Origin of the sequence: Muricoccus nepalensis (assembly GCF_006438825.1) — a bacterium.
GTDB classification, from domain to species: domain Bacteria; phylum Pseudomonadota; class Alphaproteobacteria; order Acetobacterales; family Acetobacteraceae; genus Roseomonas; species Roseomonas nepalensis.
In genome coordinates this window covers 81,881-106,394 of sequence record NZ_RCZP01000007.1, presented here as the reverse complement: position 1 = coordinate 106,394, position 24,514 = coordinate 81,881, and the positions used below count along the sequence as shown (strand labels likewise).

The 24,514-nt window shown below is 74.8% G+C and carries 22 protein-coding genes; 8 read left to right on the top strand and 14 right to left on the bottom strand.

Annotation, left to right across the window (positions count from 1 at the left end):
- Positions 1–666, bottom strand: coding sequence for an MBL fold metallo-hydrolase (locus tag EAH89_RS10020; RefSeq protein ID WP_140882674.1), 666 nt, complete (start codon positions 664–666; stop codon positions 1–3).
- A gap of 157 nt (positions 667–823) precedes the next feature.
- Between EAH89_RS10020 and EAH89_RS10015 the strand changes: the two genes are divergently transcribed.
- On the top strand, positions 824–1,219 hold the full coding sequence (locus tag EAH89_RS10015) for a hypothetical protein (RefSeq protein WP_140882673.1): 396 nt from the start codon (positions 824–826) through the stop codon (positions 1,217–1,219).
- Positions 1,220–1,240: 21 nt separating this feature from the next.
- On the opposite strand, the gene EAH89_RS10010 is transcribed toward EAH89_RS10015, so the two are convergent.
- On the bottom strand, positions 1,241–1,666 hold the full coding sequence (locus EAH89_RS10010; protein WP_241666949.1) for a nucleotide-binding domain containing protein: 426 nt from the start codon (positions 1,664–1,666) through the stop codon (positions 1,241–1,243).
- Between EAH89_RS10010 and EAH89_RS32525 the strand changes: the two genes are divergently transcribed.
- Positions 1,646–1,789: a hypothetical protein gene (locus tag EAH89_RS32525; protein WP_241666953.1), complete on the top strand. Its 144-nt coding sequence runs from the start codon at positions 1,646–1,648 to the stop codon at positions 1,787–1,789. The two genes, EAH89_RS10010 and EAH89_RS32525, sit on opposite strands and share 21 nt — an antisense overlap.
- A 13-nt stretch (positions 1,790–1,802) precedes the next feature.
- Here the strand turns inward: EAH89_RS32525 and EAH89_RS10005 are convergent, their stop codons facing one another.
- From EAH89_RS10005 to hisD, 3 genes are all read right to left on the bottom strand, one after another.
- Positions 1,803–2,102, bottom strand: a complete 300-nt coding sequence (locus EAH89_RS10005; protein WP_140882671.1) for a UBP-type zinc finger domain-containing protein — start codon at positions 2,100–2,102, stop codon at positions 1,803–1,805.
- A complete protein-coding gene (locus tag EAH89_RS10000) occupies positions 2,102–3,745 on the bottom strand; it encodes an FAD-dependent oxidoreductase (RefSeq protein ID WP_140882670.1) in 1,644 nt (547 codons plus the stop codon). The genes EAH89_RS10005 and EAH89_RS10000 overlap by 1 nt, the downstream gene beginning before the upstream one ends.
- Before the next feature lie 149 nt (positions 3,746–3,894).
- Positions 3,895–5,217, bottom strand: a complete 1,323-nt coding sequence (hisD, locus tag EAH89_RS09995) for a histidinol dehydrogenase (RefSeq protein ID WP_140882669.1) — start codon at positions 5,215–5,217, stop codon at positions 3,895–3,897.
- 360 nt (positions 5,218–5,577) lie between these two features.
- On the opposite strand from hisD, the gene EAH89_RS09990 reads away from it, so the two are divergent.
- The 3 genes from EAH89_RS09990 (at position 5,578) to def (ending at position 9,449) form a co-directional block, all read left to right on the top strand.
- Entirely contained in the window at positions 5,578–7,068 is a 1,491-nt protein-coding gene (locus tag EAH89_RS09990; RefSeq protein ID WP_140882668.1) for a M81 family metallopeptidase, read from the top strand.
- 88 nt (positions 7,069–7,156) lie between these two features.
- Positions 7,157–8,734 carry an ABC transporter substrate-binding protein gene (locus EAH89_RS09985; protein ID WP_140882667.1) on the top strand — a complete coding sequence of 526 codons (1,578 nt, stop codon included), beginning with the start codon at positions 7,157–7,159 and terminating at the stop codon, positions 8,732–8,734.
- 121 nt (positions 8,735–8,855) lie between these two features.
- On the top strand, positions 8,856–9,449 hold the full coding sequence (gene def / locus EAH89_RS09980) for a peptide deformylase (protein WP_140882666.1): 594 nt from the start codon (positions 8,856–8,858) through the stop codon (positions 9,447–9,449).
- 109 nt (positions 9,450–9,558) lie between these two features.
- On the opposite strand, the gene EAH89_RS09975 is transcribed toward def, so the two are convergent.
- The 7 genes from EAH89_RS09975 to EAH89_RS09945 form a co-directional block, all read right to left on the bottom strand.
- Positions 9,559–10,458: a hypothetical protein gene (locus tag EAH89_RS09975; RefSeq protein ID WP_140882665.1), complete on the bottom strand. Its 900-nt coding sequence runs from the start codon at positions 10,456–10,458 to the stop codon at positions 9,559–9,561.
- A 91-nt stretch (positions 10,459–10,549) separates the two neighbouring features.
- Entirely contained in the window at positions 10,550–11,743 is a 1,194-nt protein-coding gene (locus EAH89_RS09970; protein ID WP_140882762.1) for a TolC family protein, read from the bottom strand.
- A 5-nt stretch (positions 11,744–11,748) separates the two neighbouring features.
- Positions 11,749–14,913, bottom strand: a complete 3,165-nt coding sequence (locus tag EAH89_RS09965; RefSeq protein WP_140882664.1) for an efflux RND transporter permease subunit — start codon at positions 14,911–14,913, stop codon at positions 11,749–11,751.
- A gap of 3 nt (positions 14,914–14,916) precedes the next feature.
- The gene (locus tag EAH89_RS09960; protein WP_140882663.1) at positions 14,917–16,041 is read right to left on the bottom strand and encodes an efflux RND transporter periplasmic adaptor subunit; all 1,125 of its coding nucleotides are present in this window, start codon (positions 16,039–16,041) and stop codon (positions 14,917–14,919) included.
- A gap of 133 nt (positions 16,042–16,174) precedes the next feature.
- Complete coding sequence (locus tag EAH89_RS09955) at positions 16,175–16,519, bottom strand: AtuA-related protein (protein WP_140882662.1); 345 nt, start codon at positions 16,517–16,519, stop codon at positions 16,175–16,177.
- Between the two features lies 1 nt (position 16,520).
- Positions 16,521–17,867: an acyclic terpene utilization AtuA family protein gene (locus EAH89_RS09950; RefSeq protein WP_140882661.1), complete on the bottom strand. Its 1,347-nt coding sequence runs from the start codon at positions 17,865–17,867 to the stop codon at positions 16,521–16,523.
- A 4-nt stretch (positions 17,868–17,871) separates the two neighbouring features.
- Complete coding sequence (locus EAH89_RS09945) at positions 17,872–18,867, bottom strand: Bug family tripartite tricarboxylate transporter substrate binding protein (RefSeq protein ID WP_140882660.1); 996 nt, start codon at positions 18,865–18,867, stop codon at positions 17,872–17,874.
- Between the two features lie 91 nt (positions 18,868–18,958).
- On the opposite strand from EAH89_RS09945, the gene EAH89_RS09940 reads away from it, so the two are divergent.
- Positions 18,959–19,867 carry a LysR family transcriptional regulator gene (locus tag EAH89_RS09940; RefSeq protein ID WP_140882659.1) on the top strand — a complete coding sequence of 303 codons (909 nt, stop codon included), beginning with the start codon at positions 18,959–18,961 and terminating at the stop codon, positions 19,865–19,867.
- Here EAH89_RS09940 and EAH89_RS09935 read toward each other — a convergent pair.
- Entirely contained in the window at positions 19,850–21,193 is a 1,344-nt protein-coding gene (locus tag EAH89_RS09935; RefSeq protein ID WP_241666940.1) for an amidohydrolase family protein, read from the bottom strand. The genes EAH89_RS09940 and EAH89_RS09935 overlap by 18 nt on opposite strands.
- 139 nt (positions 21,194–21,332) lie before the next feature.
- Between EAH89_RS09935 and EAH89_RS09930 the strand changes: the two genes are divergently transcribed.
- Together EAH89_RS09930 and EAH89_RS09925 are read left to right on the top strand one after the other, a co-directional pair.
- Positions 21,333–22,442 carry a calcium:proton antiporter gene (locus EAH89_RS09930; RefSeq protein ID WP_161993531.1) on the top strand — a complete coding sequence of 370 codons (1,110 nt, stop codon included), beginning with the start codon at positions 21,333–21,335 and terminating at the stop codon, positions 22,440–22,442.
- A 95-nt stretch (positions 22,443–22,537) separates the two neighbouring features.
- Positions 22,538–23,512 (top strand): tripartite tricarboxylate transporter substrate-binding protein, encoded by a 975-nt coding sequence (locus EAH89_RS09925; RefSeq protein ID WP_140882657.1) that lies wholly within the window; start codon positions 22,538–22,540, stop codon positions 23,510–23,512.
- Positions 23,513–23,529: 17 nt separating this feature from the next.
- On the opposite strand, the gene EAH89_RS09920 is transcribed toward EAH89_RS09925, so the two are convergent.
- On the bottom strand, positions 23,530–24,510 hold the full coding sequence (locus EAH89_RS09920) for a tripartite tricarboxylate transporter substrate binding protein (RefSeq protein WP_206667496.1): 981 nt from the start codon (positions 24,508–24,510) through the stop codon (positions 23,530–23,532).
- Positions 24,511–24,514: the final 4 nt, after the last annotated feature.

The window sequence follows — 24,514 nt, the reverse complement described above, 5'->3', positions numbered from 1 at the left end:
TCAGTCCTGCTCGTTGAGGAAGGGGTTGGACCGGCGCTCCTCGCCGAAGGTGGAGCCCGGCCCGTGGCCGCAGAGAAAGCGGATCTCGTCACCGAGCGGCAGCAGCTTGCCCTTGATCGCCGCGATCAGCGCCGCGTGGTCGCCGTAGGGGAAGTCGGTGCGCCCGACGGAGCCGCGGAAGATCACGTCCCCGACCACCGCCACGCCGAGCGCCGTGGAGACGAAGGCCACATGCCCCGGCGTGTGGCCGGGGCAGTGCAGCACGGCGAAGTCCTGCCCGGCGATGGAGACCGTCTCGCCCTCGGCCAGCCAGCGGTCCGGGGTCACGTTCTCCAGCCCCTCGATGCCGAAGCGCTCGCCCTGGTCGGCGAGGCTTTCGAGGAGGAAGGCGTCGCGCCGGTCCGGCCCCTCGATCGGCACGGCCCCGCCCTGCCGCGCCTCCAGCTCGCGCTTCAGCCCGGCCGCGCCGCCGGCGTGGTCCAGGTGGCCGTGGGTGAGCAGGATGCGGTCCACGGTGACGCCGGCCTTGTCGAGCGCGGCCAGGATGCGCGGCACGTCGCCGCCGGGGTCGACCACCGTGCCGCGCCCCGTCTCCGCGTCCCAGACAAGGGCGCAGTTCTGCTGGAAGGGCGTGACCGGGATTTGGGCGGCCTGGAGCTGGGGCATCGGGCGGGCCTGCCACGCAGGGCGGGGGCGGTCAACGGTCGCGCCCTCGCGCCGGCGGGGACGCCCCGGCATGGCTGGCACCGCGGGGCTGGGCTAGCGTCGCGCGACAGGCCCGGGCCCGACGGCGGCCGGCACGGCTTCTTTCAAAGGCGATCCAATGCCCACTCCCCTCGAGCAGTTCACCGCCATGACGGCAGCCATCGCCGAGGCGGCGGCGCGGAGCCAGCTCGGGCAGGATCTGGTGATCACGGAGGAGCCCCGGCACGTCGACGACCTGGACCTGGGCACGGAGGCCGGCCCGCCCGCGGTCACCGGCCGGTTCGGCGTGCTGATGGGCGGGGCGCCGGGCGGCATGACCGTCTCCCTGTCCCCGGGCGAGGACGAGGGCACCTTCGACTTCCAGCTCGTGACCGCCCTCGACGGCAGCGACGAGCAGGTGGTGTTTACGGCGACGGTCGAGGACACGATGGACCTGTCGGCCACCTACCAGTCCCTTCTGGAGGCCCGGCGCGACCCCGGCGCCGATCCCGACATCCAGAACACCGTGGCCTGACGGCCCGGCGGCCGGGCCCGGTCAGGCGCGGAAGCTTTCCAGCAGGTCGGGCGGGCCCATCTGGCCCCCCTTGAGCATGACCTCGATGCCGTCCAGCGCCGGGTCGTCGCTGTGGCCGCGGCACCAGGCGACGCCGGGCGCGATCACGCCGCCATACGAGAGCCCCCAGAGGTCGATCGCCCGCGCGCCCAGGCTCGAGGTGTCGCCGCCCGCGATGCCCAGGCGCCGCACAGGCTGCCGGCGCAGGACGCGCCCAAGCAGCGCAGCGGTGGCCTCCGCGGCCGCCCCGGGAGTTGGGCCAGCCGCTCCCGGGCGCTCGGTCACGAGGAGGACGTCGCGGCCCTCCCCCAGCAACCGGCAGGCCTCGGCGGCCTCCGCCTCCGCGTAGGCCGTATCGGCGCCGAGCCGGGCGGGGTCGACGGCACGATGGACGCGGTGATCACGCAGAACCCGCGGGCGATGCTGATCGACTACGCCACCGTCTTCGCGAACCTCCGCAGCGGGCGCGCGGCGGAGCACGGCATGGGCCGACCCGTCGGCGAGATCATCCTCCGCGAGAACCTGCCCTGAGCGGACGTCCCGCTCAGACGAAGCGCGGGATTGGCCCGCGCTGCGGCGTCTGGTCTGGCAGCTCGACCTCGATGTCGTCGACGTAGCACCACCCCCAGCCCTCCGGCGGGTCGTAGCTCTCGATGATCGGGTGCGCCGTCGCGCGGAAATGGGCGCGCGCGTGGCGGTGCGGCGATTGGTCGCAGCAGCCGACATGGCCGCATTCGCGGCAGAGGCGGAGGTGGACCCAGGGGCTGCCGATCCTCAGGCACTCCTCGCAGCCTTTCGCGCCCGGCTCCACGGTCCGGATCCTTTGCGTGTGGGTGCAGGGCATCAGGCCATCTCCCGGGCGGGTGTCGCGGCGAGCAGCGCGTGCAGCTGGGCGACCACCGCGGCCCCCTCGCCCACCGCCGCGGCGACGCGCTTGGTGGAGCCCGCGCGGACGTCGCCGATGGCGAAGACGCCGGGCCGGCTCGTCTCCAGCGGCAGGTCGCCGGCCCCGGTGAGCACGAATCCCTTGGCGTCCGTCTCCACGCAGTCGCGCGCCCATCCCGCGTTGGGGTCGGCGCCGATGAACAGGAAGACGTGCCGCACCGCGCGGCGGTGGCGCGTGCCGTCGCGGCGGTCCTGGAACGTCGCGGCCTCGAGCCCCGTCTCGCGTCGGCCCTCCAGGCCGACGATCTCGCTGCCGACGTGCAGCTCTACGTTCGGCAGCGCGGCGATGCGGTCGATCAGGTAGCGCGACATCGTCTGCGCGAGGTCCCGGCGCACCACGAGGTGGAGCTTTCTCACTTGCGGCGCGAGGAAGACGACGGCCTGGCCGGCGGAGTTGCCGCCGCCGACCAGGACGACCTCCTCCCCGGCGCAGAGCCGCGCCTCGACCGCCGAGACCCAGTAGGACACCCCGGCCCCCTCGAACTCCGCCAGATTGGGGATGTCCGGCCGGCGGTAGCGGGCGCCGGACGCAATCACCACCGATCGCGCCCTCACGTGGCGGTCGCCGGCGCAGAGCAGGGTCAGGCGGGAGGGCGCGCACTCCAGCCGCTGCACCGCGACCGGGATGGCGATCTCGGCGCCGAACTTGAGCGCCTGGTTGAAGGCCCGCCCGGCGAGGGCCTGGCCCGAGATGCCCGTGGGGAAGCCGAGGTAGTTCTCGATGCGCGCGGAGGCGCCGGCCTGCCCTCCCATGGCGCGCGAGTCCAGCACGATGACCGACAGCCCTTCGGACGCCGCGTAGACGGCGGTCGCCAGCCCCGCCGGGCCGGCGCCGACGATCGCCACGTCGTAGAGCCGATCCGGGTCGATGGGCGGGACGATGCCGAGGCAGGCCGCCAGCTCCTCGTCGCTCGGCCGCTTGAGCACGGGGCCGGCGGGGCAGACGACCAGCGGCAGCTCCTCGGGCAGCACGCCGGTGCGCTCCACGAGGGCGCGGCCCTCCTCGTCCGCCCGCGCGTCGAGGACGAGGTTGGGCAGGCCGCTGCGCCCGAGGAAGTCTTGCAGCCGCAGGACGTCCGGGCTGCCCGGCACGCCCACCAGGATCGTGCCCGCGCCACCCTCCTCGATGAGGCTCACCCGCCGCAGGATAAGCGCCCGCATGACGAGCTCGCCCAGGTCGGCCGACCCGACCATGAGCGCGCGCAGGTGGGCGGGGTCCAGCGGCAGCGCCGTGCAGCCGTCCGGGCCGGCGCGGCCGGACGCGATGGAGGGGCGGCCCGCCAGCTGGTTCACCTCCCCCGAGAACTGCCCGGGACGGTGGGTGGTGACGACGGCGTCGCGGCTCAGCCCGTCGCGGCGCAGGACCTCGATCGACCCCTCCAGCACCAGCCAGGCGGGCGCGCCGTGGTCGCCGATCGCGTAGAGCGTCGCGCCCGGGGGAAACCGCACCGCGGGACCGCTGGCGAAGCGGCGTGCCGTGTCGATCTGCGCGGCGGTGAGGACGGGGAACATCTGGTGCTCGCGCGTGTCGATCGTGCTCATGCCGTCCTCCGTGGTGCCGGCCGCCCCCGCGCCCCTGGAGGGCGAGAGGCGGCGGGGCACCTCAACGCTGCCGGCGTCTCACCCCGCGACGCAAGTCCTGCAAGGCCCGGGCCAGTTGAAGGCAGACCCCTGAGGGACCGGCGCAGGGGTCACGGGGCTTCTCCCGCCAGGTCTGCCTCGGCCGGTGCCGCGTTGCCCGTCCTTCTCCAGAAGGCGGCGGCGCGGCGGTGTCCCTCGAGGCCTTCGCGGGCGCTCTGGCGGATGGCAGGCGGGGCGACGGCGGCCACGCCGCGCGGGTCCAGCCACTGGTGCGTGCAGACCTTCAGGTAGGAGCCGACCCAGAGGCCGCCCGTGTAGCGCCCGGCGCCGAGGGTGGGCAGGGTGTGGTTGGTGCCGCAGCACTTGTCGGAATAGACGACGCTGGCCAGCGGCCCGATGAAGAGGGAGCCGTAGTTGCGCAGCTTGCGCGCGGTGGCCTGCGGGTCGGCGGTGTGGACCTGCAGGTGCTCGGCGGCGACGCGGTCGGAGTACGCGATCATCGCGGCCTCGTCGGCGCAGAGGACGACCTCGCCGTGGTCCCGCCAGGCCGGGCCGGCGACATCGGCCGTGGGCAGGTCGGTGAGCTGGCGCTCGACCGCGGCGACGGTCGCCTCCGCGAGGGCCCGGCTGGTGGTGATCAGGCCCACGCGGGTCATCACGTCGTGCTCGGCCTGGGCGAGAAGATCGGTGGCGATCATCTCGGCGTCGCCGGTCTCGTCGGCGACGACGTAGATCTCGCTCGGCCCGGCGAGCTGGTCGATGCCGACGGTGCCGAAGACCTGGCGCTTGGCCTCGTTCACGTAGGCGTTGCCGGGGCCGACGATCTTGTCGACGGCCGGCACGCTCTCGGTCCCGAAGGCCATGGCGGCGATCGCCTGGGCGCCGCCGATGCGGAAGATGCGGTCGGCGCCCGCGAGGTGGCAGACGGCGATCATGTCGGGATGCGCGCCCGGCGGCAGGCAGGCGATGACCTCGTCGCAGCCGGCCACGCGGGCGGGGACGATCGTCATGACGGGGGCGGAGAGCAGCGGGTAGCGGCCGCCGGGAACGTAGGCGCCCACGCGCCGGATCGGGATGAGGCGATGGCCGAGGTGCAGCCCGGGAAGGGGCTCGACCTCCAGCGGGAGCATCGTGCCGAGCTGCGCGGTGGCGAAGTCGCGCACGCGGGCGATGGCGAACTCGGCGTCGGCGCGGGCGGCCGGGTCCAGGCGGGCGAGGGTCTCCTCTCGCTCCGCCGGCGTCACCTCGAAGGCCGCGAGGTGCGACCGGTCGAAGGCGGCGGCGTACTCGCGCACCGCGGCGTCGCCGCGCCGCCGGACGTCCTCCAGCACGGCCCGCACGGTGGCGCCGCGGGCGTCGTCGTCCTGGAGGGAGGCGCGGCGGGCCGGCTTGATGACGGTCAGGCCGGCATCGGCCGTGTCTGGGGCGGGCATGCGGGCCTCCTCGGGCGATGGCGCCGGCCGCCGAGGCGGCCAGCGCGGGCCGGCAGGGTGGCGCCGCCGGGCCACCGGCCGAAAGTGGGCGAGCGCGAGGCCGTCGATTATCCTCAACGCTGAGCCGGGGCGGGAGGCGCCCGATGGCGAGGCCGGGATGAACCAACCGACGATGCCCACGGCTTCAAAAGCCCGCAGCCCCACCGCTTTCGTAGCGTCATCCTGGGGGTGAGCGGGATCGTGAGCGCCGTCACGCCGCCTACCGACCGAGCCGGCGATTATCCTGCCCGCCCCTCCCCGCCCGCTTGCGCCACACGGCCCGCCCGGGCTGTCCTTTGGGGGCAGAGCGCGGGGGCGGCGATGGCGAAGAGGCGTATCCTGGCCGGCGGCATCGCGCAGGAGTCCCACAGCTTCAACCCCGTGCCGACGGGCCGCTCCTGGTTCAACATCCGCGCCGGGCGGGAGGCGGTGGAGGGCGCCCGCGGCAGCAACTCCGTGCTCGGCGGCATCGTGGACGCCGCGGAGGCGAGCGGCGCCGAGGTGATCGTGCCCGTCCTGTTCCGCGCCCAGTCCGGCGGCCCCGTGGAGGAGGCCGTCTTCGCCGATGCGCGCGACATCCTCTGCGACGCGGCCCGGCGCGGCGACTTCGACGCGATCGTGCTCCCGCTGCACGGGGGAATGCTGACGCCGAGCCTGGAGGACCCGGAGGGCGCGCTGATGGCGGCGCTGCGCGCCATAGTCGGCGACGACGTCCCGATGACCGCGGGCTTCGACCTGCACGCCCATGTCACGCCGGAGATCCTGGCGCGCTGCGACCTGCTGGCGGGCTACCTCACCAACCCGCACGCGGACCAGGGAAGCACCGGCCGGCGCGCGACGCGGGCCGCGCTGGACATGCTGGAGGGGCGGCTGCGGCCGGCCCTGGCCGCCGTCCACCTGCCGATGCTCACCCTCGGCCACGACCGCACGGACGAGGAGCCGCTGCTCTCCCTGCACCGCCGCGCGCGCGAGGCGGTCGAGCGCGGCGCGGCCCATGACGTGTCAATCTTCAACGCGCAGCAGTTCCTGGACGTGCGCGGCCTTGGGCAATGGGTGCTCGCCTACGGCAACGGGACGCCACCGGACGACGTGGCGCTGGAGCTGGCGCGGACGCTCTGGGATCGGCGACGGGAGCTGATCGGGACCTACCCATCCCTCGAGGAGCAGCTCGACCGGGCGGCGCGCGGCACGCCGCGGCCGCTGGTCCTCGGCGACCAGGGAGACCGGGTGGCGGGCGGCAGCCCGGGCGACGGGACCCACGTATTGCGGGCGTTGCTCGCGCGGGGCGACCTGCCGGCCTCGGCCGTGCCGGTCGTGGACGCGGAGGCGGTGCGGGCCTGCCTGGCCGCGGGGCCGGGGCGCGAGGTGACGCTGACGGTCGGCGGCCGCTTCTCCAGGGTCGCGCCGCCGACGGAGGTGACCGGCGTCGTCGTCGCGGCCGGGACCTCGGCGGAGGTGGTCTATGACGGGCCGGCGGACGCGGGCTACCGCGCCGCGCTGGGTGCCCATGCGGTGCTGCGCGCGGGGAAGGTGCACGTCGTGCTGACGGACCAGCCCTATTCCTACCTCGATCCCGGCTACTTCCGCGCCATGGGCGTCGATCCCGCGCAACTGGGGATCGTGGTCACCCGCTCCGGCTACCACTTCACCCTCAACTACGCCGCGATCGGGGAGTGCGTGACGGTCGACACGCCCGGCATGACCTCCTACCGCGTGGCGGAGCTGCCCTTCACCGTCGCGCGGCCCTTCTTCCCGCTCGACGACATCGAGGTCACGCCGCGGCTGCACGCGCGCGGCAGCGGGGTTCCCTGAAAAGGCCTTGCCACCGCGCCAGGGGGCTTGTTGGATCGCCGCGATGTTCCCGCGGGGCGGGAGGGTCGGGGCCATGAAGGAGGGATCGATGCATCGTCGCTCGCTGTTCAAGGGGGCTGCCGCCGGCGCCGCCCTCTCCGTGCCCGCCCTGGCGCAGGGCACGGCGCGCACCCTGCGCTTCATCCCGCAGATCGACCTCGCCTTCCTCGACCCGCACTGGACGACGGCGAACGTCACCCGCAACCACGGCTACATGGTGTTCGACACCCTCTACGGGCTCGACGAGAACGACGTGGCGCACCCGCAGATGGCCGAGGGCCACCGCGTGGAGGAGGACAGCCGGCGCTGGACCATCCGGCTCCGCGAAGGGCTGCTCTTCCACGACGGCACGCCGGTCCTCGCGCGGGACTGCGTGGCGAGCCTGCGGCGTTGGGGCGCGCGGGACGCCTTCGGCGGCGCGCTGATGCGGGCGACCGACGAGATCTCGGCACCCGACGACCGCACCATTGTCTTCCGCCTGAAGAAGCCCTTCCCGCTGCTGCCGGACGCCCTGGCGAAGCCCACCGCGATGATGCCGGCGATCATGCCGGAGCGCGTGGCGCAGACCGACCCCGGCACGCAGATCACGGAGATCATCGGCAGCGGCCCCTTCCGCTACGTCGCGGACGAGCGGCTGCAGGGCGCGCGCAACGTCTACGCCAGGTTCGACCGCTACCGGCCGCGCGACGGCGGGCCGGCGATTGGCAGCGCGGGACCGAAGGTCGTCCACTACGACCGCGTGGTCTGGACCACCATCCCCGACAGCTCCACCGCGGCCAGCGCCCTCGTCTCGGGGGAGCAGGACTGGTGGGAGCAGGTGGCGCACGACCTGAAGCCGATGATCGCGCGCGGCCGCAACCTGAAGATGCTCGTGCAGGAGGAAGCGGGCACGATCGGCATGCTGCGGCCGAACAGCACGCAGGCCCCGTTCAACAACGCCGCCATCCGCCGCGCCGTCATGGGCGCGATCGACCAGACCGCCTACATGCAGGCGATCGTCGGCGACGACCGCGCGTCCTTCCGCGTGCCCACCGGGTTCTTCTGCCCGGGGACGCCGATGGCGACGGAGGTCGGGCTCGAGCCGCTCCGCAAGCCCAAGGACGACGCAGCGGTGCGGCGCGACCTGGAGGCCGCGGGCTACAAGGGCGAGAAGGTCGTCCTGCTGGTGCCGACGGACTACGTGACCATCAAGGCGCTCGGCGACGTGGCGGCGGACATGCTGCGGCGCATCGGCATGAACGTGGACTACGTCGCGACGGACTGGGGTACCATGCTGCAGCGGCGCAACAACCGCGGCCCGGTGGAGAGCGGCGGCTGGAGCCTCTTCGCGACGAGCTGGACGGGAACCGACCTGATGAACCCGGCGACCCATGTCGGCGTGCGCGGCAACGGCGGCGCGGGCTATGCCGGCTGGTACGAGAGCGCGCGGCTGGAGGGGCTCTACAACACCTGGTTCGACGCGCCCGACCTGGCCGGGCGCCAGGCCGTGTGCCGCGACATCCAGATGGCCTGCCTCGAGGAGGTGCCCTACTACCCGCTCGGCCAGTTCACGCAGCAGACGGCGACGCGGGGCATCCAGGGGCTGCAGACGGGCTTCACGCGCTTCTGGGGCATCCGACCGGCGTGAGGCGCCCGCGGCGGCGCCGGCCGCGCGGAACTTCCGCCGGTCGCGCGCGCTTCCCGCACGGGCGCGGGCGGCGGGGCGTCATGCTCCACCTCATCCGGCGCCATCCTGGCAGGAGTGACGGATGACCATTCTCAAGATCGCGCGCATGGGCCATCCCGTCCTTCTCGAGAAATGCGAGCCCGTCGCCGATCCCGGGGCGCCGGAGATCCGGCGCCTCGTGCAGGACATGATGGAGACGATGGAGGACGCACCCGGCGCGGGCCTCGCGGCGCCGCAGGTGCATGTGCCGCTCCGGCTCTTCGTCTTCCGCGTCCTTCCCTCCCGCACCAGCGGGGTGCCGGGCGACACGGTCGTCGGCAACACGGTGCTCATCAATCCCGTCGTCGAGCCGCTGGGGGAGGAGAAGCACCTTCGCTGGGAGGGCTGCCTCTCCATCCCCGGCCTGCGGGCCGCCGTGCCGCGGTACCGGCGCGTCCGCTACACGGGCCTCGATTGCGACGGCCGGACGGTGACGGCCGAGGTCGCCGGCTTCCACGCCGGCGTCGTGCAGCACGAGAACGACCACCTCGACGGCATCCTCTACCCCACCCGGATGGAGAACTTCACGCTCATGGGCTTCAACGAGGAACTCGCCCGCGCGGACGAGCTGGCGGCGCAGGCCGACGCCGCACGGGCGCGGTGGAACACCGGGGCGGAAGCGGCCGCCTCCCGCTAGCGCTCCCCTCCTCCATCCACGGCACGAACGATCCGCCGGTGCCGAAGGGGAGGAACGATGAGGGTCCTGCTGACGCGCGTGTCGCCGTGGAAGGGAGCAACCGCGGGCGTCACCCCCGGGCTTGGCGCGTCGCCTTCGCCCGTTCCAGGGAGGCCGCCTTGCGGCGCTCCTCCCGCAGCGTCTCGATGGTGGGCTGCCACCAGCCGCGCGCCCGCTCCTCCGGGCCGGGCGGCGTGCGGGCCGGCCAGGCCTGGACCAGCTCCTCGTGGCCGGGCCGGCGCCAGGTCGCCCAGGTCAGGGCGGCAGGATCCGCGGCGACTGCGGGGTAGAAGCGGGCGACGATGGCGGGCTCGGCAAGTTCGCCGGTGGCGTCCTCGAACACCACGCATCCCGCGTGGGTCATCAGCACGCGGCCGGCGGGCGGCAAGGCGTCCTCGGGCACGGGGTAGCGGTGCCGGCGGCGCTCGGCGGCCTCCGCCCGCCGGTCCTCCTCCTCCGGGGAGGCCTTGCGGTCCCTCTCGCGCTTGCGCCGCTCCTCGGGCTCGCCCAGGCGCGCCGCCTCCTCGATGGTGGGCCAGCGCTTCCGCAGGTCCTCCAGCGACCGGAACGGCACGCGCCAGGCCTTCGCGGAGGGGTCCCATCGCGCCCAGGGCACCTCCCGCAGCGCCGCGATCACCGCGCGCGCGTAGGGCGTGCGGACCACGAGGTCGTCGGCGGCCTCGAGGTAGGGGCTCTCGATCGGCTCGAAGGCGAAGGCGTCGCGGCCGCGCTGGTCGGCATAGGCCAGCACGCCCGTCCACTCCCGGCCCATCCAGGCCGTGAGGCGCCGCTCCGCCCGCGCGCCCGGCACGAACCAGGCCCCGAGGTCGTCGCGCCAGCGCGCGCGGGGGAAGGCCTCGCGGAAGCGCTCCACGGTCATGCGGTCGTAGGGGAAGGCGGCGGTGGCGCCGGGCGGCCCGTCGCCGGCCTCGCGCTGCCTCGCGCGGAACCCCGCGGCCTCCTCCGTCACGCGCCGCTCCCAACGCTGCCCCGCATCCCGCCGCTTTTCGCGCCCGTCAGGCCATGAAACGCGGAAAGGGGCGCAAGGAGGCGGCGTGGCCTCAGGGCTCGGCGCCGAGGGCCCCGTTCAGGCGCGAGCGCGCCCGGCCGAGGTCGGTCTCGGCGCGCGCCCGGGCCCCCTGCGCCTCCAGCGCGATCTGGCGGACCCGGAAGAGGTCGAAGGCGCCGATCTCCCCCTGGCCGAAGGCACGGCGGGCGCCGTCGGACTGCTGCGCGGCGACGCGGGCGCGCTCGCGCGCGAGGCCGGCGAAGCGCTCCGCCGCGGCCAGCGCCGCCCGCGCGCCCTCCACCTCCGCGGCGCGCAGCCGGCGCTGCGCCGCGAGCTCCGCCTCGGCGCGGGTCACCTCCGCCTCGGCCTCCGCCCGGCGCGGCGCGTTGCGCTGCTCCGTCGCCAGCGGGATGCGCACCCGCACCCCGACCGAGCTGCTCTCGGAGGCGGCGAGGCCGGCCTCGTGGCGCCCGTAGACGCCGACCTCCGGGTTGTCGCGCGGCGTGGCGAGCACGAGCTGCCGCCGCGCCTGAGCCGCGGCGAGGCCCGCCTCCGCCGCGCGGACCGCCGGATGGAAGGCGGCGACGGCGGGGCGCTCGGGCGTGCCCGGCGGCGGTTCCGACCCGCCGGTCAGCGTCGCGTAGGCCAGGCGCGCGGCGGCGAGCGCGGCCTCGGCGCGGGCGAGCTCGGATTGCGCGGCGAGGGACTCCGCCTCCCCGAGCAGGGCCTCCTGCCCGGAGAGGTCGCCGAGCTCGGCGCGGCGCCGGATGTCGCGCGCGATGTCGCGGGCGGTGGCGAGGCGGTCGCGCGCGACGCCGAGGTCGCGGCGGGCCAGCTCCGCGTCCCACCAGGCCTCCCGCAGCAGCGCCGCCACCTCCAGCCGGCGCCCCGCGAGGCGGCGGTCCACCTCCTTGACGGCGGTCGCGACGGTGCCGCGGATCGCGTCGCGCTGGCCGGGGAGCCAGACCGGGGCCGCGGCCTCCAGGTCGAACTCCCGCGCGCGGTCGGGCCCGCGGAGGTCGGTGCGGCCGCCGCCGAGGATCGCGGGCGGCCCGGCGACGGGGGAGCGCGCGATGGCCCCGCGCGCCTCGGCCGCCCGGCGGGCGCCCAGCAGGGACCGCGCGGGGGCGTCGAGCGCGAGCGCGCGCTCGAGGTCGGCCGCGAGGCGGGCGGAGCCGCCCGTGGAAGGCGCCTGCGCCGCCGCGGGCGCGGCGAAGGCGAGAAGGACGAGGAGGGTGCGGATCATCGGGGTCACGCCGGCACCTCGGCGGAGACGGGCTGCGCCGCGGGCTGGCCGAAGCGGGCGTAGAGGATCGGCAGCAGCACGAGGGTGAGGACGGTCGCCGTCACGAGCCCGCCGATGACGACGATCGCCAGCGGCCGCTGGACCTCGGCCCCCGGCCCCGTGGCGAAGAGGAAGGGCACGAGGGCGATGGCGGCGATGGTCGCGGTCAGCGTCACGGGCGTCATCCTCCGCCGCGCGCCCTCCACCGCCGCCTCCCGCGCCGAGAGGCCGCGCGCGGCGACGAGGGAGTTCACGTAGCCGACCATCACCACGCCGTTGAGCACGGCGATGCCGATGAGGCAGAGGAAGCCGACCGAGGCGGGCACGGAGATGAACTCGCCGGAGGCCCAGAGCGCGATGACGCCGCCGATGGCCGCGAAGGGCACGTTGCAGAACACGAGCACGGCCTGCCGGACGGAGCCGAAGGTGAGGTAGAGAAGGAGGAAGATCGCCGCCAGCGCGATCGGCACCACGACGGCCAGGCGCGCCGCCGAGCGCTGCTGGTTCTCGAACTGCCCGCCCCAGGCGAGGTCGTAGCCGCGGGGCAGCGGCACCTTCTCCGCCACCCGCGCCTGCGCCTCCGCGACGAAGCCGACGAGGTCGCGCCCGCCGGTGACGTTGGAGAGCACGGTCGCGAAGCGGCGCGCGTCCTCGCGGATGACCTGCACCGGGCCGTCCTCCTCCCGAATGTCGGCGACCTGGCTCAGCAGCACCGTGCCGCCGTTCGGCAGCGCGATCGGCACGCGCGCGAGGTCGTCGGCGGAGCGGCGGCCCAGGTCCTCGCCCCGGAGGGTGATGGCGATGCGGCGGTTGCCGGGTTCCAGCACGGAGCCGACGCCCACGCCGTCCACGAAGACGCGGAGCGACGCCTGCACGTCGGCCGCGTTGAGGCCGAGGCGCCCGGCGGCGAGGCGGTCGACGCGCACGGTGAGGTAGCGCATGCCCTCGTTGCGCAGCGCGAAGACGTCGGAGGCGCCGGGCACGCCGCGGATCGCCTCGGCCACCTCCCGCACGATCCGGTTCAGCTCGCCGATCTCCTCGCCGAAGACGCGCACCACCACGTCGCCGCGCGCGCCGATGATCATCTCCTGCACGCGCATGTCGATCGGTTGGGCGAAGGCATAGGAAAGGCCGGGCATCTCGTCGAGGGCCTGGCGGATCTGCTCGAGCAGCCAGGGCGTGCCGCCCGAGGGGTTCCGCCAGGCCTCGCGCGGCGCGAGGGTGAAGAACATGTCGGTCTCGTTCAGCCCGACGGGGTCGAGGCCGAGCTCGTCCGCGCCCGCGCGTGCCATGATGCCCCGGACCTCCGGCACCCGTTCCCGGATGTGCCGCTGGAGGCGAAGGTCGGTGTCGGCCGCGTCGGCGACGCCGATCGTGGGGTGCTTGCGGACGGTCACGACCGGCGTGCCCTCGTCCATGGTGGGCATGAAGGTGCTGCCGATGCCCGTGAAGGCGACGCCCGCCGCAACCAGCCCCGCGCCCGCCACGCCCGTCACCTTCAGCGGGTTCCGCATCGCCCAGTCGAGGAAGGGGTCGTAGGCGGCGTGGAGCTTCCGGACGAGCCAGGGCTCGCGCGGCGGCACGCCGTCCTTCGGGGGTCGAAGCAGCATCGCGCAGAGGGCCGGCACGACCGTGAGGGCAAGGAGGAGGGCGGCCCCGAGGGCGAAGGCGATGGTCAGCGCGACGGGGGAAAAGAGCCGCCCCTCCAGCCCCTGCAGAGAGAGCAGCGGCACGAAGACGGTGACGATGATCACCACGCCGGAGACGAGCGTGGGCGCGACCTCCCGCGTGGCCTCCAGCGTCATCCGTGCGCGGTCGGCGGCCGTCGCCCGGCCCGGCGCGTGCTGCAGGCGGTGGGCCACGTTCTCCACAACCACCACGGCGCAGTCCACGAGGAGGCCGATCGCGATGGCGATGCCGCCGAGGGACATCACGTTTGCAGAGAGCCCGTAGGCCGCCATGATGCCGAAGGTCGCGAGCACGGCGAGGGGCAGGATGGCCGAGACGACGATCGCCGCGCGGAGGTTGCCGAGGAAGAGCACGAGCAGCACGACGACGAGCGCGATCGCCTCCAGCAACACCTTCTGGACGGTCCAGACGGCCTTCCCGATGAGGTCGGCGCGGTCGTAGAAGAGGGCGATCCGCACGCCCTCGGGAAGCAGGCGCTCCACCTCGGGCAGGCGCTCCTTCACGCCCTCCACCACCTGGCGCGCGTCCACCCCGCGCAGGCCGAGGACGAGGCCCCAGACCGCCTCCCCCTCCCCGTCGCGCGTCACAACGCCGTTGCGCGGCAGGGCGCCGAAGCGCACGTCGGCGACGTCGGCCAGGCGCACGATCCCGCCCGGGCGGAGCGGCGTGCCGTCGCCGGCGACATGGGAGACGACGATGCTGCGCACGTCCTCGAGCGAGCGGATGCGGCCCTCGGCGCGCACCAGCAGCGCCTCCTCCCCGTCGGGCAGCCGCCCCGCGCCCTCGTTGCGGTTGTTCGCCTCGATCGCCTCGCGCAGCCTCTCCGTCGTGATGCCGCGCGCGGCCATGGCCGCGGGGGAGGGCACGACCTCGTAAGTGCGGACGAAGCCGCCGAGGACGTTGATGTCGGCAACCCCGGGCACGGCGCGGAGCGCCGGGCGGATCACCCAGTCCATCAGCGAGCGCGCCTCCTCCGGCGAGAGCGGCGCGGCGCCCGGCCCGGTCCGCTCGAGCGTGAACATGAGCATCTCGGCCAGCGGCGTGATGATGGGCGCGAGGCCGCCGGAGGCGGCGGAGGGCAGCCCCTCCAGCGCGCCCTGCAGCCGCTCGTTCACCTGCGCGCGGGCCCAGTAGATGTCGGTTCCCTCGGCGAACTCGAAGGTGAGGAGGGTGACGGAGAAGCGCGTGGTGGAGCGCATGCGGACAAGGTCCGGGATGCCCTTCATCGCGAGCTCGACGGGCACGGTGACGCGCGCCTCCAGCTCCTCCGGCGTCAGGCCAGGGGCGCGGACGGAGACGAGGACCTGGGTGGGCGAGACATCCGGGAAGGCGTCGATCGGCAGGCCACGATAGGCCTGGAAGCCCCAGATCGCGAGCAGCGCCGCGGCCAGCAGGGTCAGGAGGCGCTGGCGCAGCGCCACCTCGGTCAGGCGCGCGAGCATCGGTCAGCCCCCGGCCGCGTCGGCGAATTCCGCGAGCAGCGCGACCATGCCGCGCACCGCCACGCTGTCCCCGGCCGAGAGGCCGCGGCCGCTGAGGGAGACGGACTGCGCCGTCTCGGACAGCACGGTCACGGGCACCGCCTGGAAGCCCTCCGGCACGCGCCGGAACACCCAGTGGCGGTCGCGCTGGCGCACCACCGCGGCGGACGGGACGCGCCACTGGGGGGAGCCGTTCGTCGCGATGCTGATGGCCACGCCCACGACCTGACCGGGGCGGAGCGCCGCCGCGCCGCGCGTCACCTCAGCCGTCATCGTCACGCTCTGCGTGGCGGCGTCGGTGCTGCGGCCGATGCGGATCACCCGCCCCTCCGCGCCCTGGCCGGGCACGACGACGCGCGAGGCGTGTTGCAGGGCCGGGACGCGGGCGATCGGCACCTGGACGCTGATCCAGAGGGGATCGAGCTGCGCCACCTGGAACAGCGGCGCCGCGTTCGCCACGCGCTCGCCCACGGCCACGCTGCGCTGCAGGATCACCCCCGCGCCTGGCGCCCTGACTTCCAGGTTGGGGGCGATGCGGCGGGTGTCGCGGAGCGCGGCGAGGTCCTCCTCGGCCATGCCGTAGAGGGCGAGGAGCTGCGTGCGCTCGTCCAGCACCGCCCGCGCCGCGGCGGCCTCGGCGCGGGTGGTCAGCACGCGGCGCTCCGGGATGATCCGCTCGCGGAAGAGCTGCTCGTCCCGCGCCTGGGCCTGGCGCGACAGGTTCTCCCGCGCCGCGGCCTCGAGATAGGCGCGCTGCGCCTCGATGAGCTCCGTGCTGCGCAGCCGCGCGAGGGGCTGGCCGGGCGTGACGAGCTCGTCGGGCACCGCGAGCAGCGCCTCGATCAGCCCCGCCGCCGGCGCCGCGATGACCGTGAGCTGCCCGGGCGGCACGACGACCGTGCCGGGAAGGGTGAACTCGGTCTGCCCGGATTCCGGCTCGACGCGCGCCGCCTCGATGCCGGCGGAGCGGATCGCGCGGTCGTCGAGGCGGAGGAGCACGCCCTCCGCGCGCGCTGCCGGGACGGCGAGCAGGAGCGCGGCCAGGACAAGGGGCACCCGGCGGGCAAGCGGCAGGAAGGGGATCGACACAGGGCCTCCAGGAGCGAACCCCTTGCGGGAAGGGCTGATGGAGGTCCGACATCGCCGGGGCGGCGCCAGGGCGGCGCCGATCCGGCCAGAGGGGCCCGGACCTTACCGCGATGTAATCTTCCCGGTGCCGTCTTCAACCCTCCCCGAGGCGGCCGTCGGCGGCGGCCCCGTCGTCACCGGAGACCGGCAGCTCCAGCATGCGCGAGGCGAGGCACTTCCCGTGCGCGTCGAGCGCGAGGGAGCGCGTGACGCCGCCGCCGAGCGCGCCCTCCAGCACGAAGTTCAGCGCGCCGAGGCCCGGCAGGGCGTAGCGACGCACCGCCCCGCGCAGGTGGCCCGCGAAATGCGCCCGGACCCGCTCGACCGTGACCTCGCGCTCCAGGCGCGGGTAGTCGGCGGGGTCGCGGGCGATGACGGAGATGCAGGAGATGTCGCCCTTGTCGCCGGCCCGGGCGTGGGCAAGGTCGCGCAGGATCATGTCAGGCCTCCACCCAGGTGAGCCCGGGGCGCGCGTCGGCCTCGGGGATGAGGCAGGAGCGGATGCCAATCACCTCGCGCACCGACTTCACCACGCCGCCCCCGCTCGCCGGGCCGTTGAGGTAGAGGCTGTCCACCTCGTGCCCGATCCGCTCCGCCTCCTCGGGCGAGTGGCAGCGCCCGATGACGCGGGCGCGCACCTCGCGCGGCGCCGGCGCCCCGTCCGCGCCGGAACCCGCATCGGGACCGAGGATCGAATCCACGCCGATGAGGTCGAAGCGCAGCTCCTCCGCCTCGTGGCCGATGAGGCGCAGCCGCTCGCGGACGATCTCGAGGGCGAGCCGCCCGCGCGCCAGCGCCCCGGGTCCGGCGTAGGAGATCTGCCCCTCGCCGAACCAGCCCTCGTGGCAGCCGACCGAGACCTTGAGGCTCCCGGTCCGCGGCGCGCCGTCGCCGCCGGAGACGCGGACCGCGTCCTCGCCCAGGGCCTCGACCCGCACGCCCGAGAAGTCCGCGGCCACGTCGGGCTGGAGGTAGCGCGCGGGGTCGTGCACCTCGTAGAGAAGCTGCTCCTTCACCGTGGCCGGCGTCACCCGCCCGCCTGAGCCCGGCACCTTCGTGATCGTCGCCGTCCCGTCCTCGGAGACCTCCGCCAGCGGGAAGCCGAGGCGCGCGAGGTCCGGCACCTCCTTGCGCCCGGGATCGGCGAAGTAGCCGCCGGTCACCTGCCCCGCGCATTCGAGGAGGTGCCCGACGAGGGTCCCGCGGCCGAGGCGGGTCCAGTCGTCCTCCGCCCAGCCGAACTCGTGCAGCAGCGGGCCGAGGAAGAGCGCGGGGTCGGCGACGCGCCCGGTCACCACCACCTCGGCGCCGGCCGCGAGGGCCTCCTGGATCGGGCGGGCGCCGATATAGGCGTTGGCCGAGACAAGCCGGTTGCCGAGGGCGGCCACCGTGCCGCCCTCGTCGAGCGCGGCGTCCGTGCCGCGCAAGCGGTCGGTCACGTCGTCGCCGGTGACGGCCGCGACCCGCAGCCCCTGGAGGCCGAGGTTCCGCGCCACTTCCGCCACGCGCCGCGCGGCCGCGACCGGGTTGGCGGCGCCCATGTTCGTGACGATGCGGATGCCCTGCCGCCGGCAGGCCGGCAGCACGGCGCGCATCCGGGCCGCGAGGAGGGAGTCGTAGCCCCCCTCCGGGTCGCGCCGCTTCGCGAGCTGGGCGAGGGCGATGGTGCGCTCGGCCAGGCACTCGAAGACGAGGTAGCGGAGGCCGCCGTGCTCGGCCAGCTCCACCGCGGGCTCGATGCGGTCCCCGGCGAAGCCCGAGCCAGCGCCGATGCGAAGGGTCCTCATGCCCCTAGTCCGGCCGGATGTTGCCGGCGCGGACCACCTCGCGCCATTTCGCAATGTCGGCCTCGAGCCAGGGCCGGAATTCGGCGGGCGGCAGGCCGACCGGCTCCAGCCCCTGCTCGTTCAGCTTCGGGCGCAGCTCCGGGTCGTTCAGGGCGACCGTGAGCGCGCGGAAGAGGCGGTCGAGGACGGGGGCGGGCAGGTTCGCGGGCGCGAAGAGCCCGTGCCAGGCCGCGACGTCGAAGGGCCTGACCCCCTGCTCCTCCACGGTCGGCACCTCGGGCGTCCATTCGAGGCGGCGCGCCGAGGTGGTGGCCAGGGCGCGCATCTTGCCATCCCGCACGAAGGGCAGCACGGCCGTGACCTGGTAGACGGTCATCGCGACCTGCCCCGAGATGATGTCGGTGAGCGCCTGCGCGCCGCTGCGGTAGGGAACGTGCTCCAGCGGCACGCCGGTGCGCTGCTTCAGCAGCTCGCCCGCGAGATGGCTGGAGGTGCCGTTGCCGGCGGAGGCGTAGGAGGCCCCGCCGCGCTGCGTCCGCGCCCAGGCAAGGAACTCCTGCAGGTTCCGGGCGGGCACGTGGTTCCCGACGACGAGCAGGTTGGGCGCGTTCGTCACCAGGGAGACCGGCGTGAAGTCGCGCAGCACGTCGTAGGGAAGGCGCGGCATGAGCGAGACGTTCACGGAATGGGAGGCGATGCTTCCCATGCAGAGGTTGTAGCCGTCGGGCGCGGACTTCGCGACGGCCTCGGACCCGACCACCCCGCCCGCGCCCGGGCGGTTCTCGACGACGATCGGCTGGCCGAGCTCCTGCGACATCCGCGGCGTCACGAGGCGCGTCATGATGTCCGTGCTCGTGCCCGCGCCGAAGGGCACGATCACGCGGATGGGCCGGTCGGGCCAGCCGGCCTGGGCGCGGGCGGCGCGGGGCAGCGCGGGAGAGGCGAGGGCCGCCGCGGCGGCCAGGGCCTGGCGGCGCGACGGTACGGGTGACCTGGGCATGGCGGGGCTTCCTCCGGTGTTTTGCCGAGGGAGCCCGCACCGGGGGAATAATACAATTGAAACCTTTTTAGGCCGCCCATAAGGGTTTTCTATGAGCCTGACCTTGCGGCAGATGCGGGCGGTGGTCGCGGTCGACCGGACGGGCAGCCTCGGGCGCGCCGCGGCACTGCTTCACCTCTCCCAGCCCGCCCTGACCGTCCAGCTCCGCGAGGCCGAGGGGGCGCTCGGGCTGCGGCTCTTCGACCGCGGCGCGCGCGGGGCGCAGGCGACCGGGCTGGGCCGGCCGCTGGTCGAGGCCTTCGCCCGGGTGCTGGAGGACCTCGACGCCGTCCTCGCCGGAGCGAAGGAGGCGGCCGCCGGCCGCACGGGGCTCGTCCGCCTGGCGGTGCTCCCCTCGGTCGGCGCCACGGTGCTGCCGCCCGTGCTCCTCCGCCTGCGCGCGGCCAACCCGGGCATCCGGGTGGTCGTCCGCGACGCGGTGGCGGACGGCGTCGTGGAGCTCGTGCGGTCCGGCGCGGTGGAGATCGGCATTGGGATCGAGATGGAGCGCGACCCGGAGATCGAGGTGACGCCGCTCTTTGAGGACCGGATGGTCGCCGTGCTCCCGGCCGGCCACCGGCTCGAGGCCCGCCGCACGGTGCCCGTCGCGGCCCTGGCGGGCGAGGCGCTCGTGCTGATGGACCCGCGCAGCAGCGTGCGAGCCCTCTTCGACCGGGCCTGCCGCGCGGCGGGCACAAGCCCCCTGCCCGCCTACGAGGCCACCTACATGAGCACGGCCGTCGCCCTCGTGCGCGCCGGGCTCGGGGTGGGCGTCCTGCCCTCCTCGGCCGTGGACCTGCGGATCGCGCCGGCGCTGGAGACGCGGCCCATCGCCGCGCCCGAGATCCGGCGCTCCATCGGCCTCATCCGGCGCGCCGGGCGCACGCTCTCGCCCGCGGCGGCGGCCCTGGTGGCGGGGCTCCTCGCGGGGGCGGCGCCCGCGTCAGCCGATCGCCCCTGAGACCTCCCGCCCGCGCTGCCAGACGGCGCGGACGCGATGGACGTTGCGGATGTCGGCCAGCGGGTCCGCGTCCAGCACCAGCAGATCGGCGCGCCGCCCCGGCCGCAGCAGCCCGCGGTCCTCAAGGCCGAGCAGGGCGGCGGAGCCGCCCGTCGCGCAGCGCATCGCCTCCTCCGGGGTGAGGCCCGCCTCGACCATCAGCTCCAGCTCGCGGTGCTCGGCGAAGCCGGGGATGCGGTTGGCCGTGGCGCCGGAATCCGTGCCGAAGCCGATCCGCACGCCGGCCGCGTGCAGCGCCTTCAGGTTGCGCTGGTTGACCGCTACCTCCTGGCGGGAGGAGGCGGCGGCCTCCAGGGCCTTGCGGCGCCACTCCGGGTCGCCGAACTGCGCGCGAAGCCCCGCGTTCAGCGCCCGCGCGAAGAAGGGGTCGGACAGCAGCTCCGGGCGATCGGCGTAGAGGTAGTTCGCCTCGTTGATCTGGATCGTCGGGATGTACCAGGTGCCCCGCTGCCGCATCGCGGCGATCAGGGCGGCGTCCACCGGCATGTCGCGGACGCCGTGGGCGACGACGTCCACGCCGGACTGCACGACGATGCGCGCCTGCTCGAGGTCGTGGATATGCGCGGCGACGCGGAGCCCCTGCGCGTGCGCCTCCTCGGTGGCGGCGACGATGATCTCCGGCCGCATCATCGGGACCGTGCCGCCGAGGTCGTCCACCCAGAGCTTCACGATGTCCACGCGCCGCCGCGCCATCATGCGGATGGCCTCGCGCGCCTCCTCCGGCGTGTTCGGGCGCGCGACCTGGCTGTCGTTGAGGTTCATGGGCGCGGCCGGCGGCGTGCCGTCGGGGACGCCGACGCCCATGCCGGCGCCGAGCAGGTCGGCGCCCCCGGTGCCGCCGCGGCGCACCTCCTCGCGGATGTCGAAGAAGGCCGCGGGGCCGAGGCCGAGGGCGGTCACCGTGGTCACGCCGTAGGCGGCGAACTGGCGAAGCTGGTCGAGCACGTTCTCGCGCGTGTAGAAGCGCCCGCCCGTCTCGGCGCCGCCGCTGTTGCCGACATGGGAGTGCGCGGAGATCAGCCCCGGCACGACGACGCGCCCGGCGAGGTCGACCCGGCGGGCGCCAGCCGGCACCGTCACGGAGGCCGCGGGGCCGATGGCGCGGATGACGTCGTCGGCGACGAGGATCGTGGCCCGGCCGATCCGGCGCTCGCCGTCGAAGACCTCGGCCCCCTCAAGGGCCACGAGGGTCTCGGCGCGGGCCGGCCGGGTGGCGGCGAAGGCGGCAAGACCAAGAGGCAGCAAGCTGCGGCGCGCCAGTCTCATGACGATGTTCCTCCTGCGGCCTTCGTTCGGGCCCTGGCAAAGCAAGCCGCACGGCAGGGGGCTTGGCAAGGCGCGTCTCGCCCTCGCGCCCGGACCGCCCGCGCGTGACGCCCGGCGGCATCGAGGTTACACCCCCTTCATGTCCTCTGTTCATCATCACCCGCTCCGCTGGGACGGCTGGCTCCCCTCCGTCCTCGGGCTCGGGGCGGCGCTCGCCACCGGTCTCTCGGCCACGGGCTGGCTGGCCCTGCCCGTCTTCGTGCTTCTGCTGCTCGCGGTCCGCGCCGCCGTGCACCACGCCGAGACGGTGGCCGCGCGCGTCGGCGAGCCCTTCGGCACCCTCGTGCTCGCCCTCGCCGTGACGATCATCGAGGTGGCGCTGGTCGCCTCCGTCATGGTGACGGCGGACCCGCCGAAGGTCACGCTCGTGCGGGATACGATCCACGCGGTGGTGATGCTGGTGGTCACGGGGCTGACGGGGCTCTGCATCGTGCTGGCGGCGCTGCGGCACCGTGAGCCCGGCTTCAACGCCGACGGCGCGACGGCCCTCCTCTCCGTCGTCGGCGCCATGGCGACGCTGGCCCTGATCCTGCCGAACCACGTGCGCGCCGCGCCGGGCGGGGAGTTCGCGCCCGTGCAGGTGGCGACCGTCGCGGGGCTCTGCCTCGGGCTGTGGGTCGTCTTCGTCCTCGTGCAGACGGTGCTGCACAAGGCCTATTTTATCCCGGCCGAGGACCAGGCCGCCCTCCTGAACACCGCCGAGGCGATCGAGGCGGTGACCGGCCGCCCGACGCCGCGGGAGGCGTTCCTGGCCTCGGGGATGCTGCTGCTGGCGCTGGCCGGGGTCGTGCTGCTGGCGAAGACCGTGGCGCCGGCGATCGGGCAGTCCGTCGCCGCGGCCGGCCTGCCGCCGGGCGTCGAAGGCGTCGTGGTCGCGGCCATCGTCCTCATGCCGGAGACCGCGACGGCCCTTCGCGCCGCCCTCGCGGACCGGCTGCAGGCGAGCCTCAACCTGGCCCTCGGCAGCGCCATCGCGACGGTCGGGCTGTCGGTGCCCATCCTCGTGGGCGTGGCGGCCTGGCTGGGCCAGCCGCTGGAGCTCGGGATCTCCCCGGCCGACACCGTGCTGCTGGTGCTCGCCATCGTCACGGGGGTGCTGGCGCTGTCCGGGCGCATCACCAACCTTCTCCAGGGCAGCGTCCTGCTGGTGATCTTCGCGGCCTGGCTGCTCGTGGTGCTGGTGCCCTAGGCCGGCCAGCGTGGCCCCGGGCGCGAAAGGTCCTTGAGGTCGCGCGGCACGGCGGGACAGACTTCCGGCCAGAAGAGGAACCGGGAGAGAACGCCATGACCCCTGCGCCGCGCCGCGCCCTGCTGGCCGCGCCCTTCCTGCTGGCCGCCGGCGCCGCGCGGGGACAGGGAGCGGCCTTCCCCAGCCGCAGCGTCACCATCGTCGTCCCCTACGCCGCGGGAGGGCCGACCGACGTCATCACGCGGCTCGTCGCGGAGGGAATGACGAAGGACCTCGGCGTGGCCGTGGTGGCGGAGAACGTGACGGGCGCGGGCGGCACGCTCGGCGCCTACCGCGTCGCCCAGGCGCGGCCGGACGGGCACACGCTGCTGATGCACCATATCGGCCACGCGACGCACGCCACGATCTACCGGCGCCTGCCCTACGACGTGGAGGCGTCCTTCGCGCCGCTCGGCCTCGTCTCCGACGCCGCGATGACGCTGATCGCGCGGCCCGACTTTCCCGCCGACGACCTCGCCGGGCTGATGGCGATGATCAAGGAACGGGGGGAGCGGCTGAACCTCGCCCATTCCGGCGGCGCCAACCATCTCTGCGGCCTGCTGATCCAGAGCGCGGCGGGGGCGGAGATGACGCCGGTGGTCTTCCGCGGCTCCGCGCCCGCCATCACCGAGATCATGGCGGGTCGCGTCGACATGATGTGCGACCAGGCGACGAACACCGTCCCCTACATCCGCGACCACCGGATCAAGGCCTACGCCATGACGCTCGACCGGCGCGCGGCGGGGCTGGACCTGGCAACGACGGCGGAGCTGGGCCAGCCCAGCATCGTGATGAGCACCTGGCACGGGCTCTACGCCCCCGCGGGCACGCCGGAGGAGGTGCAGGTCCGGCTGAACCGCGCGCTGCGCGCGGCCCTCGCGGAGGAGAAGCTCCGCGCCCGCTTCGCCGAGCTGGTCACCGAGGTCGCCCGGCCCGAGCAGGTCGAGCGCGACTTCCACCGCCGGCACCTCGCGGCGGAGGTGGCGCGGTGGCGGCCGATCATCCAGGCCGCCAACGCCTACGCGGACTGACGGCGCGGCCGGGGGTCCTAGTCGGGGCGGACGTTGTTGTCGCGCACCACGCGCCCCCAGGTCTCGATCTGCTGGTCGAAGAAGGTCTTGAGGCCCCCCGGGTCGGACAGCACCAGCCGCGCCTGCTGGGTCTGCTCGAGCTGGCGGCGGAGGTCCTCCGCCTCGAAGGTCTCGCGCAGGGCGGCGTTCACGCGGGCGACGATCGGCGCCGGCGTGCCGGCAGGCGCGAAGACGCCCCACCAGGCCACGGCCTGCAGGCCGGGGAAGCCCGCCTCCTCGGCCGTCGGCACCGCCGGGAGCGAGGGTAGCCGGGCCGGGCCGAACTGCGCGAGCGCGCGCAGCGCCCCGCCCTCAACCTGCGGCATCAGCAGCGCCGCGCTGCCGATCACGGCCTCGACGTTGCCGGCGATGGCGTCGCTCACGGCGGGACCGCCCCCGCGGTAGGCGATGTGGGGCATCGAGACGCCGGTGCGCGCCTGCAGGAGGATCATCGTCAGGTGCCCGAGCGTCCCGTTCCCCGCCGAGGCGTAGGAGACGCCGTCCGGCCGCGCCTTGGCTGCGGCGACGAGGTCGCCCAGCCCGCGGTAGGGCTTGTCCGCCCGTGTGCCGATCACGTAGGGCGCGCCGCCGATCAGCATGACCGGGTCGAGGTCCTCGGTCAGGTTGAAGGAGAGGCGGGGGAGCAGGGCCGCCAGCACCGCGTGGCTGTCGAAGGTCAGCAGCAGGGTCTGGCCGTCCGGGCGCGACTTGGCGACGGCGTCGGCCCCGATGCTGCCCGCGCCGCCGGAGCGGTTCTCCACCACCACCGGCTGGCCGAGGCGCCGGGTCAGGCCCGGTGCGGCGAGCCGCGCGACCACGTCGGTGGAGCCGCCGGGCGCGAAGGGGACGACGATGCGGATCGGCCCGTTCGGCCAGGCGGTCTGCGCGCGCAGGGCGGGCGCGGCGAGAAGCGCGCCGGCCAGGCCGAGGGCGGCGCGGCGGTTCGGGCGATGGATCACGGTC

Bases quoted from the DNA above. Each gene is read 5' to 3' on its own strand.
- EAH89_RS09935 (WP_241666940.1), bottom strand. From the start codon at position 21,193: ATGAGACTGGCGCGCCGCAGCTTGCTGCCTCTTGGTCTTGCCGCCTTC.
- EAH89_RS09945 (WP_140882660.1), bottom strand. From the start codon at position 18,867: ATGCCCAGGTCACCCGTACCGTCGCGCCGCCAGGCCCTGGCCGCCGCG.
- def (WP_140882666.1), top strand. From the start codon at position 8,856: ATGACCATTCTCAAGATCGCGCGCATGGGCCATCCCGTCCTTCTCGAG.
- EAH89_RS09955 (WP_140882662.1), bottom strand. From the start codon at position 16,519: ATGATCCTGCGCGACCTTGCCCACGCCCGGGCCGGCGACAAGGGCGAC.
- EAH89_RS09950 (WP_140882661.1), bottom strand. From the start codon at position 17,867: ATGAGGACCCTTCGCATCGGCGCTGGCTCGGGCTTCGCCGGGGACCGC.
- EAH89_RS09990 (WP_140882668.1), top strand. From the start codon at position 5,578: ATGGCGAAGAGGCGTATCCTGGCCGGCGGCATCGCGCAGGAGTCCCAC.
- EAH89_RS09970 (WP_140882762.1), bottom strand. From the start codon at position 11,743: ATGATCCGCACCCTCCTCGTCCTTCTCGCCTTCGCCGCGCCCGCGGCG.
- EAH89_RS09965 (WP_140882664.1), bottom strand. From the start codon at position 14,913: ATGCTCGCGCGCCTGACCGAGGTGGCGCTGCGCCAGCGCCTCCTGACC.
- EAH89_RS32525 (WP_241666953.1), top strand. From the start codon at position 1,646: ATGGACGCGGTGATCACGCAGAACCCGCGGGCGATGCTGATCGACTAC.
- EAH89_RS09925 (WP_140882657.1), top strand. From the start codon at position 22,538: ATGACCCCTGCGCCGCGCCGCGCCCTGCTGGCCGCGCCCTTCCTGCTG.
- EAH89_RS09940 (WP_140882659.1), top strand. From the start codon at position 18,959: ATGAGCCTGACCTTGCGGCAGATGCGGGCGGTGGTCGCGGTCGACCGG.
- hisD (WP_140882669.1), bottom strand. From the start codon at position 5,217: ATGCCCGCCCCAGACACGGCCGATGCCGGCCTGACCGTCATCAAGCCG.
- EAH89_RS10000 (WP_140882670.1), bottom strand. From the start codon at position 3,745: ATGAGCACGATCGACACGCGCGAGCACCAGATGTTCCCCGTCCTCACC.
- EAH89_RS10020 (WP_140882674.1), bottom strand. From the start codon at position 666: ATGCCCCAGCTCCAGGCCGCCCAAATCCCGGTCACGCCCTTCCAGCAG.
- EAH89_RS09985 (WP_140882667.1), top strand. From the start codon at position 7,157: ATGCATCGTCGCTCGCTGTTCAAGGGGGCTGCCGCCGGCGCCGCCCTC.
- EAH89_RS10015 (WP_140882673.1), top strand. From the start codon at position 824: ATGCCCACTCCCCTCGAGCAGTTCACCGCCATGACGGCAGCCATCGCC.
- EAH89_RS09930 (WP_161993531.1), top strand. From the start codon at position 21,333: ATGTCCTCTGTTCATCATCACCCGCTCCGCTGGGACGGCTGGCTCCCC.
- EAH89_RS10005 (WP_140882671.1), bottom strand. From the start codon at position 2,102: ATGCCCTGCACCCACACGCAAAGGATCCGGACCGTGGAGCCGGGCGCG.